Below are 13,354 nucleotides of genomic sequence, written 5' to 3'. Positions count from 1 at the left end.
GGATAAAAATAGGAATTTCTAGTTATTACGTGATTGTCGTAATGGGAGGAACCGTTTCTCCTTGCTTTTCTTCCTGATCAACGTTTTCGATGGCAAGTTCATTTTTTCTGCTTCTTGAAGAAAGAAGCAGAAAATAACTTAATACCCCGAACAAGCAAGAAATAAAGAATGCGTGTGCAAGAGCGATATATAAATTAAGTCTGGTCATGACAACCAATGCTCCTGCAGCTACCTGGAGAGATACTAAAATAAATGAAATAATCCAGCCCCAATAAATTACTTTCTGGTCCTTATAATACTTAATTGCCTGATAGGTAATATAGCCAATCCAGATAAAGATCAATCCAGCTGCAGCTCTATGACCCATTTGCACCCATTCATACATGTTTTCTGGAAGTGAGAAGGATCCATTTATGCAAAGCGGCCAATCTCGGCATACAAGGCTAGCATTAACATGGCGGACTAGAGCTCCAGTATACACGACAGCATAGCTATACAATGAGACTCCGATAATATGGCTTCTCATTCTCTTATCGATGATAAGCTTTTCGGCCTTAAATTTCTTATCCACCTCAAAAATCAGTAAGGTGAGCAGAAGCACTGCAGCAAAGGATATTAAGGAAATACCAAAATGCAGGGCAAGCACAAAATCCGATTGTCCCCAAACGACAGCAGCTGCTCCAATCATAGCCTGAAGGACAAGAAAAAAGAAAGACGTCAGCGACAAAAATTTTGTTTCTCGAATATGGCCTATTTTTATCCAAGTCCAAACGGACAAAACCAGGACCATAATTCCGACTAAACCGGAAACAAGTCTGTGCGCCAGCTCTATAACCAGTTCGGGAGTTATAGAACTAGGAACGAATTCACCATTGCATAGCGGCCAGGATTTGCCGCATCCCATTCCTGATTCTGTTTTAGTAACAAGCGCACCGCCTAACAATATAAAAAGCATGCCGATAGTTGTTAAAACGGCAAACCATTTTAAAGATCGTTGCAAAGCCTTTCACCTTCTTTGTAATATTCGTTTTGCCCATTTTTTTATCTAATGGAATATAGATTTCTCATTCTATTAATCCACATACTATCTTAACAAAAATCCTTTAAAGAGTCAGATGGGAATGCATCTCCATATACTTTTTCGATAGTACAGGAATAAAGATTTTTTTACAACACTTATGAAAAATTATAAACGTAATTATAGTAAAAAAGGTTGAAACTTGTATTGGAGTTTGCTAGAAATATAAAGGGGGTATTAAATGGATATCCCTATCGCGGAAAATTTTGCCTGTTACCCTATGGCAAGATATATAGTTATGAGTTGGATTTTCACCACTTAATTTTTTCCTGCAGCTTTATTATCTCAAAAAAACAACCTTTCTTTAAGTGAATTTTATCTTTGACACAAATTAGTCATAAATTATTCTAAAAAAATTCACAAAAGAGTTTTAAAGTGTGATTTAATATACAGAAGAAAGGTTTATATTTCGTTTTGGTAATAAACTGTTTATTTACGTTGTGAATAGTAGAAAACTATTTAGATCATAATGATTTTTTACGGGTAAACCCCTCGTTTTTTATCGCAAATATGGCTTTAGAGGAAATTATCCTTTATAGTAGTTGTAGTGTTTATCTAGCTCTGTTTGTGATAAGGGATAAAGGAGGAAAAGATATGTCCAACTCACGGGCTTTGAGTGAAGCTGCAATTGAAGACAGTGAGCGAAGCCTTCAAAATGATATACCGAAGACAACAGTCTGGAAGGATTTCCTTGCGCTGATTAAAATAGGCATTGTAAATTCCAATCTGATAACAACCTTTACCGGTGTTTGGCTTGCATTGCATTTTTCCGGAATAGGATTTTTCAATCATTTGGAATTGGTATTGTATACATTAATTGGCTCTTCACTGATTATTGCCGGCTCATGCAGCCTGAATAATTATATTGACCGCGATATTGATCCTTTTATGGAAAGAACGAAAGGCAGACCTACTGTTACAGGTAAAGTCAACCCAGCAAAAGCCGCGCTTTTGAGTTTTCTCCTGATTGGCCTGGGAACCGCCTTTCTAATGTTTACAACTGCAACTGCAGTTGTAATTGGGTTAATTGGCGTTTTTAGCTATGTTGTCCTCTATACAATGTGGACAAAACGCAGGTTTGTCTCCAACACCATTGTTGGCAGCATATCCGGTGCTGTGCCTCCATTAATTGGGTGGGCTGCAGTGGATGCAAATCTGGATCCAATGGCATGGGTGCTATTTGCAATTGTATTTATCTGGCAGCCTCCTCATTTCTATGCTCTCGCTATAAGAAGAGTTGAGGAATATAGAGCAGCTGGAGTCCCGATGCTTCCGGTTGTGAAGGGGTTTAAAACGACAAAGAGGCATATTTATATCTGGGTTGCCGCCTTATTGCCGCTGCCGTTTCTTATGCCTTCGCTTGGTCTGGCATTCATGATCCTGGCTACAGTCTTAAATATTGGGTGGATTTTGACTGGTCTATATGCCAGGAAGTTTAAAGATGATATTAAATGGGCTACATTAATGTTTGTATACTCATTGCAATATCTGACCATCATGTTTGTAGCTATGGTAATTATCACACTTATTTAATTTTGTTAGGAAATTCTTTCTTTCGCTAGTTACGAGAGGGGATTTATCCATATTTTTTGATCAAACAATTCAAAAAATGAAATTTTTACGAAAGAGGGGTTTGATTAAGCATGAAAAGGCTTGCAAAGTGGCGTCTTTTTTCTCTGTTTGCAATGATGGCGCTTGTTCTCTCCGCTTGTACCGGCGAACCGTATTTATCTACGCTGAAACCTGCCGGCGAAGTGGCGCAAACACAATTTGATTTGATGGTGTTAAGTACAGCGATTATGGTGGGGGTAATTGCCGTCGTTGTAGTAATCTTCTTTATTGTTGTTTTTAAATTCCGTCGCAAGGACGACAGAATTCCGAAACAAGTGGAAGGAAGCCACAAACTGGAAATCATTTGGACTGTTATTCCTATTCTATTGCTTCTTATTCTTGCTGTACCGACAGTTTCAGCTACTTTTAAGCTTGCTGATGTAAGCGAAATGGAAAAGAAGAATGAAGAAGGTAAAACAGATGCACTCGTTGTTAATGTGCGTGCAAATCTATACTGGTGGGAGTTTGAATATCCAAACCAGGAAATTATCACTGGCCAGGAATTAGTTGTGCCAACTGACGAAAAAGTTTACTTCAATCTTATTGCTTCTGATGTTAAACACTCATTCTGGATTCCTGCAGTTGGCGGAAAGCTGGATACAAACACTGATAACGTGAATAAGTTCTGGCTGAAGTTTGACGGTGAAAAGGCTGCGGAAGCAGATAACTATTTCTATGGTAAATGTGCTGAACTTTGCGGACCTTCCCACGCTTTGATGGATTTCAAAGTTAATGCGGTTCCGCGTGATCAGTTTGATCAATGGGTAACTGCGATGCAGGATGTAAAAGAGCCTCAGCAGGCAGAAACAGATCTTGCACAAGCTGGACAAGAAGTTTTCAATAACAGCTGTATCGGCTGCCATGCTGTAACTCCAGCAAACACTGCACCTGAAGCAGCCCGTTTAGCTCCAAACTTAACAAACTTCGGCGATCGTGACCGTATTGCCGGTATCCTTGATCACACTGAAGAAGATTTGAAGAATTGGTTGAGAGATCCAGAAACATATAAGCCTGGAAACAAAATGACAGGTACTTATGGAGAGTTAACTGAGGAACAACTTGATGCCCTTTCAGAATACTTAATGGGCTTAAAAGTTTTGGAATAACAAGGGATTTTTGAAAAGGGAGGTAAAATTGTGAGTACCTTAGCACAGAAAAAAGGTTTTGGAGCGGTTTTATGGGACTATTTAACAACAGTTGACCATAAAAAAATCGCGATCCTTTATCTTATAGCTGGCGGATTTTTCTTTTTGCTTGGCGGTTTGGAAGCCATGTTCATCCGTATCCAGCTTGCTGTACCAAACAATGATTTTGTAAGTGCCGGATTGTATAATGAAATTTTAACTATGCACGGTACAACGATGATCTTTTTAGCGGCGATGCCACTAATATTTGCATTTATGAATGCTGTAATGCCACTTCAGATTGGAGCGCGAGACGTAGCATTTCCATTCTTGAACTCATTAGGATTCTGGCTGTTTTTCTTTGGTGGAGTTTTCCTAAACCTTTCTTGGTTTTTAGGGGGAGCACCAGACGCAGGCTGGACTTCTTATGCATCTTTATCACTAGCATCCGAAGGACACGGCATCGATTTTTATGCACTTGGATTGCAGATTTCCGGTGCAGGTACGCTAATTGGAGGTATCAACTTCCTTGTTACTATCATTAACATGCGTGCCCCAGGTATGACTTATATGCGAATGCCTATGTTCACTTGGGCTACATTTGTAACATCAGCATTGATTCTATTTGCATTCCCTGCTTTAACAGTAGGTTTGTTCTTACTTGTTTTTGACCGTATGTTTGGTTCTAACTTCTTCGATGCGTCAATGGGCGGTAATACAATTATCTGGGAGCACTTCTTCTGGATTTTTGGTCACCCTGAAGTTTACATCTTGGTATTGCCGGCTTTCGGAATTTTCTCTGAGATATTTTCGATTTTCTCAAGAAAGCGCCTATTTGGATACTCTTCAATGGTATTCGCAACGGTTCTTATTGGATTCTTAGGATTCATGGTATGGGCTCACCATATGTTCACAACTGGTATGGGGCCGATTGCTAACGCGATTTTTGCCGTTGCCACAATGGCGATTGCAGTACCGACTGGTATTAAGATCTTTAACTGGCTATTTACAATGTGGGGCGGAAGCATAACGTTCACAACTCCGATGCTTTGGGCTGTTGCCTTTATTCCTTCATTCGTAGCCGGTGGTGTGACAGGTGTTATGCTTGCATCGGCAGCACAGGATTACCAATATCATGATAGCTACTTTGTAGTTGCTCACTTCCATTATGTTATTGTCGGCGGTGTTGTGTTTGCGCTATTTGCAGGTGCACATTTATACTGGCCGAAAATGTTTGGAACAATGTTAAACGAATTGCTTGGAAAGATTACTTTCGTGTTATTCTTTATCGGGTTCCATTTAACATTCTTTATTCAGCATTTCCTTGGACTTTGGGGTATGCCTCGCCGTATCTTCACTTTCCTTCCTGGACAGGGACTAGAAACGGCTAATATGGTTAGTACTGTCGGTGCCTTCTTTATGGCAGCTGCAGTAATCATTATGTTAATTAATATTGTTATAACAAGTGTTAAAAATGAAAAAGTTGGCAATGATCCTTGGGGAGATGGACGTACTTTAGAGTGGGCCATTCCATCACCGCCTCCATTCTACAACTTTAAGCAGCTTCCGCTGGTTCGCGGACTTGATGCATATTGGCTTGAAAAGATGGAAGGCAAAAAAGGCATGTCACCTGCTGAGCCTCTTGGTGATATCCACATGCCAAATAATTCTTTCATTCCATTTGTTATTTCTTTCGGATTATTTGTGGCTGCGTTTGGAGCAATGTACCGGGCAGATCACAGCTGGGGTATTCCTGTCTTAATTGTGGGGCTATTGATTACTTTAGGCTCTATGTTTATTCGGTCTGTTAAGGATGACCATGGCTTCCATATTCATAAAGAAGATTTGGAAGATAATAATGATAAGGGGGTTAAGGCATAATGGCTGCTGAACAAAAAATGACTTATGAAACATGGCCGGCGTCGCCTGAAAAGCAAACCCTCGAGGCCAAGAATAAATTCTTAGGTTTCTGGTTTTTCCTAGGAGGAGAGACGGTACTTTTCGCATCCCTCTTCGCAACGTACCTTGCGTTGAAGGATAAAGTTCCAAACAGTGATATGGCATTAGCGAAAGACCTGTTTGAAATTCCTCTTGCCTTCATTATGACGATGCTTTTATTAACAAGCTCGCTAACAAGTGTTTATGCAATGTACCAAATGAAGAATTTTAACTTCAAAAAGATGCAGCTTTGGCTAGGTATTACTGTACTTCTTGGACTTGGCTTTCTTGGCTTGGAGATCTACGAGTTCAATCATTATGTTCATGAATTTCATCACAGTTTTACTAGCAGTGCATTTGGTTCAGCCTTCTATACACTAGTTGGCTTCCATGGTGCTCACGTTGCATTCGGTTTACTTTGGATCACTACTTTGATGATCCGCAACAGTAAAAGAGGATTAAGCCTTTACAATGCTCCTAAATTTTATGTGGCCAGCCTTTACTGGCACTTTATCGACGTTGTTTGGGTATTCATCTTCACAGTAGTATATTTAATGGGAATGGTGGGATAAACTGATGGCCAATCAACAACCAAACTCAGGTAACCCAAGAGTAGACATTGAATATAGACGGAAAAAAAGTGCAGAAGAGATGAAACATCAAGTGATCACCTTTGCTATGATGATCTTCTTGACAATTGTTGCATTCGTGGCAGCTGGTTATGAAGGCTTCTCGGCATGGTTTATCGTGCCATTCATCTTGATTCTTGCAATCGTGCAAGTAATTTTCCAATTGTACTATTTTATGCATATGAGCCATAAAGGTCATGAAGCACCTGCATTGTTCTTATATTCCGGAGCATTTGTCGGGTTTATTACAATCATTGCTTTCTTGACTGTCATTTGGTGGTAATTTATGAGAGAAAATCGGCTAACAGCCGATTTTCTTTTTATTTGGAAGTAAGAAAGTAAAACTTTGAACATAGGACTGTCTAACTCCATCCCCTCGGGACCACAAGCCGTTCCTCAAAAAAAGCGCAGGACTTCTTTCCATGAAAGGTTCTTCTTTTGCTTGGCGGGGTGGTCAAGGCGCCCTCCCTTTTTTTATAGGGATTATTAATGTTCCTGCTGAACTTGCTCGAGCTTTTACATCTTACGGAAAACCTGAAGCTGCCACTTTAAAAGTGACAAAATACCAACAATTCTTCGTAAACACCGTTATATGAGGGTATTGGAGATTTTTGAACTGGCACTTTATTGAGATTTTAGATGAGAGAGCGTATAATAAAACTTGTCTTTGTATTGTATATATAATTAACCCTTACTTAATGACCAGATAGGGTTATTCTGAATGAGGTGATAAGCATGTCTATGTCTATAGAAATATTCGGTTTTCGTGCGCTATGGAGTCCACTCTTCTTTTTATTTGTGCTCCTTATTCTATCGGGATACTTTATGATAACGATAAAATATCGCGGCACGTTCAAAAATAGTGAACCTTTAACAAAAAGGCAAGGTGTTTATTTTACTATTGGAATGGTTGTTTTATATCTAATTAAGGGCTCTCCAATTGATCTGATGGGACATTTGATGTTTTATGCCCACATGACTCAGATGGCAATCTTGTATCTGGTTGTTCCGCCTCTTGTCATTCTGGGTATCCCTCAATGGATTTGGCGGGTATTAATCAATTACAAATGGATTAAGCCCTTCTTTAATTTTTTGACAAAGCCGCTCATAGCACTGATATTGTTTAATGGGGTATTTTCAATTTATCATATCCCTGATGTATTTGATATCGTTAAAACTGATATGATGTTTCATACAGTTTACACTTCAATCTTATTCTTGCTTGCACTATTTATGTGGTGGCCAATTCTAAATGAACTACCTGAAATGGATACTTTAGGCGGACTTAGAAAGGTAGGATATGTCTTTGCAAATGGTGTATTATTAACGCCTGCTTGTGCATTGATTATCTTTGCTGATACTCCGATGTATAATACCTACTCAGATCCTAATGCGTGGGCACAGGCACTGCAGTTATGTGTGCCGTCAGCTACCTTGGCAAGCCTGAACCTCAGTGGACCAGAGATGTTTAATTCAATGTCCCTGATACATGATCAGCAGCTTGGCGGGGTTATTATGAAAATTATTCAAGAAATTGTCTATGGTTTCGTACTGGCTCAAATCTTTTTCGCCTGGTATAAAAAAGAGCAAGAACCATCAGCCATTGAAAAAGAACACATGCTTAATCCGCAGCTAATTAAATAACCGAAACTCCAGCTGGTTTGCTGGAGTTTTTTTATACTATCAGAATCTATATTCTTTGGAACTCAGATAACTGTCTAGTTCCAGGCGCCTATCCCATGTAGGTCACAAGACGAGCCTCCCAAAAAGGCAAGACGCCTTTCCATGGCTCGTCTTGTGCTTGTCGTGGGTGGCCAAGCGCCTTGCGCTTTTCTTACGAAATCTGTCAATAGTGCAGTGAATTTAATCACATTAATAAGGGGTTAAAATTGAACATTTGAGGAACTTTTTTAAAAGTCCGTTCTGTTTGTTGAAAAAAGGGATATTCTCTACTAAAATTAAGTTTATGTTATAATTTTAATTTATGATTTAACAGGGTGAAATAAAAACCGGAATCGGAGAGAGGAAGAATTTATGGAATACTCATTGCCAATTCTGCCTACTATAAGCACGACATTTATTGTGCTGAGTGCAATTACTGTTGCAATTGGTTGGGCACAAATAAGCAAAAAAAAGCTTGACGCCCATAAGAAAACAATGACATTAGCAGCTGTATTCGCTGTGATTTTCTTTATCATATATGCCAGCAGAACAGTATTTATTGGTAACACTGCTTTTGGCGGGCCTGATGATATTAAAATTTATTACACCATCTTCTTAATTTTCCATATTACTCTTGCAACTGTGGGTGCAGTATTAGGAATTATATCTTTGTATACCGGCTATAAAAATAAGTTGAAGGCACATAGAAAACTAGGGCCAATAACGAGTGTGGTCTGGTTCTTTACTGGGATAACCGGAGTTGCCGTATACTTGCTCCTTTATGTCTTTTTCCATGGAGGAGAAACCACTTCTGTTATAAAGGCAATATTGGGGACATAAAAATAAAGGATACCGCTGATTACAGCGGTATTTTTTATTGGGTTTTTTAAGCTCATTACTGAGTTTGACAGCTAAATATTGGAGCAAATGCTTGACATCGCGGATAAGCTCCCATTTTCTGCTTACTATTTTTTTATAAGGATTTTTACTAGCATATTAACTGGGAAAAAGCTTTAAGATTTTCCAGGCGCAAGGGGAATGGCATCATCAGACGATTTAAAAAAGACCAGCATAACAAAGAAATAGAAAAAATTTACGCAGAATATATGAAACAATATTCTGGAGGCTTGATCAGGAACTCCTATTGGAGGAAGAATTTTGTGTATTCTGATTACCAAATCGCTGTATATTTTAATGAACCAGGAGAGGGGAAGGGCTATCTGCTATTTAAAGTAAAAGACAATAGAATGGATGTAGAAGAATTTATAGCCTTAAATCAGGAAGCCAGAGTGAATTTATGGAACTTCATCTGTCAGCATGATTCAATGATTGACAAGGTTAAGTTGATAACCTCAATACATGATCCGTTCCCATATTATTTGCAGCAGCCTAATTTAAAAATGGAGGTATTCCCTTACTTTATGGGAAGGATCGTAAATGTAGAAAAGTGTTTAACTCAATATTCATTTATAGGAAATAAAGAGAATGTTTTTATTCAAATTGAGGATCTTCATGCACCATGGAATACAGGAAGTTATTTAATATCTGACCATGAAGTTAGTACTTTCAAAGAAAAAGAAGGAAGTCAATGTGCTAACCCGGCAGCTAGAAGACTGCACATGTCCATAAACGCTCTAACTGCCATCATTATAGGATACAAGCGCCCTTTGGAATTATATGAGTTAGGTGAAATGACGGGACCAAGAAAAGAAGCAGAGATACTTGAAAGGAAAGTGCCCTTTCAAAAATCTTTTTTTATGACTTCTTTTAAGAAAGCATAATAAAAAGCGTCCTTGCGGACGCTTTTTATATTTTAAAATTTATTTTAATTAAGCCTGCTTCTTTTGCTGAATTAAAGGCAATTATCATAAGCGGTCCAATGATAAAGCCGAGGATGCCCAGCAATTTTAAGCCGATATACATTGCGATCAAAGTAGCCAATGGGGACAACCCGATTTGGGTACCCATTACTTTAGGTTCAACAGTCCTCCTGATAATCAATAAGATTGCTGCTAAAACTGCCAGCTGGGTTCCCATGGAAATGTCTCCAGTTAGAAGATGGAAGAGTGCCCATGGGCCAAGAATGACAATAGAACCGATAATCGGAATGAAATCGATAATCCAGATGATAATGGACATTACCAATGCAACTTCTGGGTTTATAAATAATAACCCGATTAAGGAAACAATAAAAATGATCAAGCTAACCAGGAATTGAGCTTTGAAAAACCCAAACCCAACGTATGAAAGACGGGAAGTCATAAATCTGACTTTATCTGCTGTTCTTTCCGTTAAGTGATTATACATTCCTTTCCTTAAGCGAGGAAGGTCGTTTAAAAATAGGAACAATGCAATCAGATATACGATGAAACTGACAAGATAATTCGGAATATTGGTTAGCAGTGCTTTTAAATTATCAATATTTACATAAGCAACAAGATCATCCTTTGTTTTGTTTAAAAAGGTTTGAACCTGCATGCTAATTTCATCAACTAGATCCTTTGGAAGGTCTTTAGCCGCATTTGTAAAATCTGCTTCAGCACTTAGCCAGGCTTTAGTGATCTCGTTAATGTACACAGGAGCATTTTCAATAAGCTTAATTGCCTCTGTAATAACTTTTGTCGTAATAAAATAGCCTGATAACCCAATGAAAAGCACAAATCCTACAAAAGTAACCAGCACTGATATTCTTCTGTTTATTTTTATTTTATTTTGAAGCAATTTAACCATTGGTTCCAGGATGAGTGCTGTAATGAAGGCAACAATCAATGGAACAGACACAGGTAAAATAAAGTAGAATAAGACAGCTATAAGTAGTGCCCCGATTAATATAAATAAAAAACGCCTCGTGAATATAGCAGACAAAAAAGAAATCCCCTTTCCAAACTCCTAAAAGCAGTTAGCATCAGCGTTTGCAATGACACTAATTCCTATTATGACAAAGCATATAAAATAATAGTAACATTTTAATTATATTATGCATTTAATGTTAGAAACAATAAAAACATCTTTAAGTAAGGTGATTTTTTCCTTAGAGATTATTGCCCGGTAATATGAATTAAATCGTAAAGAAAGAAGTGAAAAGAAGATGAAAAGGAAACATCTTGACTTCGAAACGATTAAGTCTGCCAGCGATATAATCTCAGCAATTGTAGAATCAAGTTTGCGGGAATGGGATGGTATAACACCAGCACAAAATGAGAAATTTACTATATTAAGAAAGAAACCTAAACATATATCACTTTCATTTAAAGATGCAGAAGTTTATCTGAAAATAAGAATGAATGTACACAAAGGAATCAATATAACGGAAAAAATAATACAAATTCAAAAAGAAATAAAAGATGAAATTATACACTTAACTGGTTTCAAAGTAAGAAGAGTGGATCTATCGATTGAGAAATTGCTGCCCAATTCAACAGCAGTGCGGGATAAAGAAATGTAAATGTGTGTATAAAAAGACGCATGGCTTCCATGCGTCTTTTTATAGTATAAAGATGGTTAGTAGTTATACGGCAAATTGATCAATATCTGATTTAATATCTGCAAGAATTTTTTCGCACTGGCTAACGAGTGATTTCGGGAAGCTTTCTCCTTCTCCATATTCAACTCCGTGAGGATAATAGTGCTTTCCAAGAAGAGGTGTCAGCAACTGGATTAATGCTTTGTGCGCACCCACATCACCTTCAACTGCATATCCGAAGACACGAAGGTAAAAAACTCCTTCTTTCAGTTCAAATTTCCGGTCATATGTAACTCTTTCAAAATCCCACTGCCCTTCACGGACAAGACCGTGTGATAGCATAACTTCATCTAAGCGGGTTAAGTCTGCTTTTTTATTTTCCAGACCTATGTTTTCAAATTTCATATTTGTCCCTCCTGAAAACAATCCATGGTTCTTTGGCGACCATGCATAATTTAAACAAGTTTATCTCAAATTTAATAATAGTAGAAAAAAGCGTAACTTGCAACGAATACATGCAAGAAAACAGGTGTTGTCAAATAATATTTATTTCTGGCAGCAAAAGAGACAAGAAAAGTTAAATTGTACATAAGTTAAAGGACATATTAAAATTGACAGCTCAGCCAGACGAAAGGGGAAGCGTCCTATGAAGAAAAAAAGAATTTTTGCCATAGTAATATTCTTATCCTTTGCAGTATCCATGCCAGCTGCTGCAATAACTGAATACAAAGTTGAAAAAGCCGACACATTATGGAAGATTGCAGATACATTCAATAAAGAGCTTCTTGAAGTCATTAACAGTAATCCTCAAATAAAAAATCCCAATTTAATCTACCCAGGACAAACGATTTTCATTCCAGGCAGAACTGGCCAATTAAGCAATGGGCAAATGAATGAAGATGAGCGTACTGTATATGAACTAGCCAACGAGGAACGAAGGCAGAGAGGGTTAAAACCATTGATTATGGATTTTCGACTAGCTGGTGCTGCTAAACAAAAATCCAAAGATATGATGAAATTTGAATATGTATCACATAATTCTCCTACTTATGGAAATCCTACAAAAATGTTAAGGAATCAGCAAATTTCTTTTCTGAATGTGAAGGAAAATATCGGAGCTGGCTATCGAAATGCTGAAGTGATGTTTTCAGCATGGATGAATTCATCCATTCACCGGGCAAATATCTTGGACAAACAGGCTACACATATAGGTGTCGGTTATGTTCAGGGAGGTTTGCATGGTCACTACTGGACTATTTTTATTGTCAAAAAATGAGGAGGTTAAATTGATGGAAAAAATTCGTGACATTATGACTGTTGATGTTGAAAGCTGTTCGCTTCTGGACAATGTATATGAAGTTGCAGTTAAGATGAAGGACTTAAATGTAGGTGCTGTACCCATAGTGGATAATGATAAACTGGTGGGGATGATTACTGATCGGGATATCGTACTACGCTGTGTTGCCGAAAAACATCCCGCTTCATCTAAAGTTGAAGACATCATGAGCAGCCATCTTCTAACCGTAACAAAAGATACAGAAGCAAGTGAAGCTGCCCGTTTGATGGCGGAGCATCAAGTTCGCCGGTTACCGGTAGTGGAAGGTGACAAGCTAGTCGGAATAGTATCTCTTGGCGACTTCGCAGTACACCATTTAACGGATGACCAGGCAGGGGAAGCTCTTACAGATATTTCTAAACATGAAGGCGAAGCACAACACTAAAAGGACACCAATTGGTGTTCTTTTTTTGATATCAGAATTTATATCCCTTTGAACTTAGAGAACTGTCTAGCGCAAGCTGCCTACCCCCTCGAGGTCACAAGCTTGTCTAGTTGCGGCTCCTAGGGACT

The 13,354-nt window shown here is 38.3% G+C and carries 14 protein-coding genes; 11 read left to right on the top strand and 3 right to left on the bottom strand.

The features are described from left to right. Nucleotides 1-25 precede the first annotated feature (25 nt). Nucleotides 26-1,000 carry a COX15/CtaA family protein gene (locus NCCP133_RS12590; RefSeq protein ID WP_264805360.1) on the bottom strand — a complete coding sequence of 325 codons (975 nt, stop codon included), beginning with the start codon at nucleotides 998-1,000 and terminating at the stop codon, nucleotides 26-28. 672 nt (nucleotides 1,001-1,672) lie between these two features. On the opposite strand from NCCP133_RS12590, the gene cyoE reads away from it, so the two are divergent. The 8 genes from cyoE (at nucleotide 1,673) to NCCP133_RS12550 (ending at nucleotide 9,823) form a co-directional block, all read left to right on the top strand. Continuing rightward, the gene (cyoE, locus tag NCCP133_RS12585; RefSeq protein WP_264805359.1) at nucleotides 1,673-2,611 is read left to right on the top strand and encodes a heme o synthase; all 939 of its coding nucleotides are present in this window, start codon (nucleotides 1,673-1,675) and stop codon (nucleotides 2,609-2,611) included. A gap of 110 nt (nucleotides 2,612-2,721) precedes the next feature. Further along, nucleotides 2,722-3,795: a cytochrome c oxidase subunit II gene (gene coxB, locus NCCP133_RS12580; protein WP_264805358.1), complete on the top strand. Its 1,074-nt coding sequence runs from the start codon at nucleotides 2,722-2,724 to the stop codon at nucleotides 3,793-3,795. Between the two features lie 30 nt (nucleotides 3,796-3,825). After that, complete coding sequence (ctaD, locus tag NCCP133_RS12575; protein ID WP_331491062.1) at nucleotides 3,826-5,694, top strand: cytochrome c oxidase subunit I; 1,869 nt, start codon at nucleotides 3,826-3,828, stop codon at nucleotides 5,692-5,694. After that, a complete protein-coding gene (locus tag NCCP133_RS12570) occupies nucleotides 5,694-6,323 on the top strand; it encodes a cytochrome (ubi)quinol oxidase subunit III (RefSeq protein WP_264805357.1) in 630 nt (209 codons plus the stop codon). Before ctaD ends, NCCP133_RS12570 begins: the two co-directional genes overlap by 1 nt. 4 nt (nucleotides 6,324-6,327) lie before the next feature. Next, on the top strand, nucleotides 6,328-6,663 hold the full coding sequence (ctaF, locus tag NCCP133_RS12565) for a cytochrome c oxidase subunit IVB (RefSeq protein ID WP_264805356.1): 336 nt from the start codon (nucleotides 6,328-6,330) through the stop codon (nucleotides 6,661-6,663). 458 nt (nucleotides 6,664-7,121) lie between these two features. Further along, nucleotides 7,122-8,024, top strand: a complete 903-nt coding sequence (ctaG, locus tag NCCP133_RS12560) for a cytochrome c oxidase assembly factor CtaG (protein WP_264805503.1) — start codon at nucleotides 7,122-7,124, stop codon at nucleotides 8,022-8,024. 390 nt (nucleotides 8,025-8,414) lie between these two features. After that, the gene (locus NCCP133_RS12555) at nucleotides 8,415-8,882 is read left to right on the top strand and encodes a DUF420 domain-containing protein (protein ID WP_264805355.1); all 468 of its coding nucleotides are present in this window, start codon (nucleotides 8,415-8,417) and stop codon (nucleotides 8,880-8,882) included. Nucleotides 8,883-9,148: 266 nt separating this feature from the next. Then, nucleotides 9,149-9,823: a GNAT family N-acetyltransferase gene (locus NCCP133_RS12550; RefSeq protein WP_264805354.1), complete on the top strand. Its 675-nt coding sequence runs from the start codon at nucleotides 9,149-9,151 to the stop codon at nucleotides 9,821-9,823. 25 nt (nucleotides 9,824-9,848) lie between these two features. Here NCCP133_RS12550 and ytvI read toward each other — a convergent pair whose 3' ends face one another. Beyond that, nucleotides 9,849-10,907 (bottom strand): sporulation integral membrane protein YtvI, encoded by a 1,059-nt coding sequence (gene ytvI, locus NCCP133_RS12545; protein WP_264805353.1) that lies wholly within the window; start codon nucleotides 10,905-10,907, stop codon nucleotides 9,849-9,851. A gap of 223 nt (nucleotides 10,908-11,130) precedes the next feature. On the opposite strand from ytvI, the gene NCCP133_RS12540 reads away from it, so the two are divergent. Beyond that, nucleotides 11,131-11,487 (top strand): Asp23/Gls24 family envelope stress response protein, encoded by a 357-nt coding sequence (locus NCCP133_RS12540; RefSeq protein ID WP_264805352.1) that lies wholly within the window; start codon nucleotides 11,131-11,133, stop codon nucleotides 11,485-11,487. 63 nt (nucleotides 11,488-11,550) lie between these two features. Here the strand turns inward: NCCP133_RS12540 and NCCP133_RS12535 are convergent, their stop codons facing one another. After that, entirely contained in the window at nucleotides 11,551-11,910 is a 360-nt protein-coding gene (locus NCCP133_RS12535; protein ID WP_264805351.1) for a YugN-like family protein, read from the bottom strand. Between the two features lie 241 nt (nucleotides 11,911-12,151). Here NCCP133_RS12535 and NCCP133_RS12530 point away from each other — a divergent pair, with 241 nt between their 5' ends. Then, complete coding sequence (locus NCCP133_RS12530; protein WP_264805350.1) at nucleotides 12,152-12,781, top strand: CAP domain-containing protein; 630 nt, start codon at nucleotides 12,152-12,154, stop codon at nucleotides 12,779-12,781. Nucleotides 12,782-12,794: 13 nt separating this feature from the next. Continuing rightward, nucleotides 12,795-13,226 (top strand): CBS domain-containing protein, encoded by a 432-nt coding sequence (locus tag NCCP133_RS12525; RefSeq protein WP_264805349.1) that lies wholly within the window; start codon nucleotides 12,795-12,797, stop codon nucleotides 13,224-13,226. The last annotated feature ends 128 nt before the right edge of the window (nucleotides 13,227-13,354 follow it).

The organism is Cytobacillus sp. NCCP-133 (genome assembly GCF_026011715.1).
GTDB lineage: Bacteria > Bacillota > Bacilli > Bacillales > Cytobacillaceae > Cytobacillus.
This window is presented reverse-complemented; position numbering and strand designations above follow the sequence as displayed.

Bases quoted from the DNA above. Each gene is read 5' to 3' on its own strand.
- cyoE (WP_264805359.1), top strand. From the start codon at position 1,673: ATGTCCAACTCACGGGCTTTGAGTGAAGCTGCAATTGAAGACAGTGAG.
- ctaG (WP_264805503.1), top strand. From the start codon at position 7,122: ATGTCTATAGAAATATTCGGTTTTCGTGCGCTATGGAGTCCACTCTTC.
- coxB (WP_264805358.1), top strand. From the start codon at position 2,722: ATGAAAAGGCTTGCAAAGTGGCGTCTTTTTTCTCTGTTTGCAATGATG.
- NCCP133_RS12550 (WP_264805354.1), top strand. From the start codon at position 9,149: ATGAAACAATATTCTGGAGGCTTGATCAGGAACTCCTATTGGAGGAAG.
- NCCP133_RS12555 (WP_264805355.1), top strand. From the start codon at position 8,415: ATGGAATACTCATTGCCAATTCTGCCTACTATAAGCACGACATTTATT.
- NCCP133_RS12525 (WP_264805349.1), top strand. From the start codon at position 12,795: ATGGAAAAAATTCGTGACATTATGACTGTTGATGTTGAAAGCTGTTCG.
- ctaF (WP_264805356.1), top strand. From the start codon at position 6,328: ATGGCCAATCAACAACCAAACTCAGGTAACCCAAGAGTAGACATTGAA.
- NCCP133_RS12535 (WP_264805351.1), bottom strand. From the start codon at position 11,910: ATGAAATTTGAAAACATAGGTCTGGAAAATAAAAAAGCAGACTTAACC.
- NCCP133_RS12530 (WP_264805350.1), top strand. From the start codon at position 12,152: ATGAAGAAAAAAAGAATTTTTGCCATAGTAATATTCTTATCCTTTGCA.
- NCCP133_RS12570 (WP_264805357.1), top strand. From the start codon at position 5,694: ATGGCTGCTGAACAAAAAATGACTTATGAAACATGGCCGGCGTCGCCT.
- NCCP133_RS12540 (WP_264805352.1), top strand. From the start codon at position 11,131: ATGAAAAGGAAACATCTTGACTTCGAAACGATTAAGTCTGCCAGCGAT.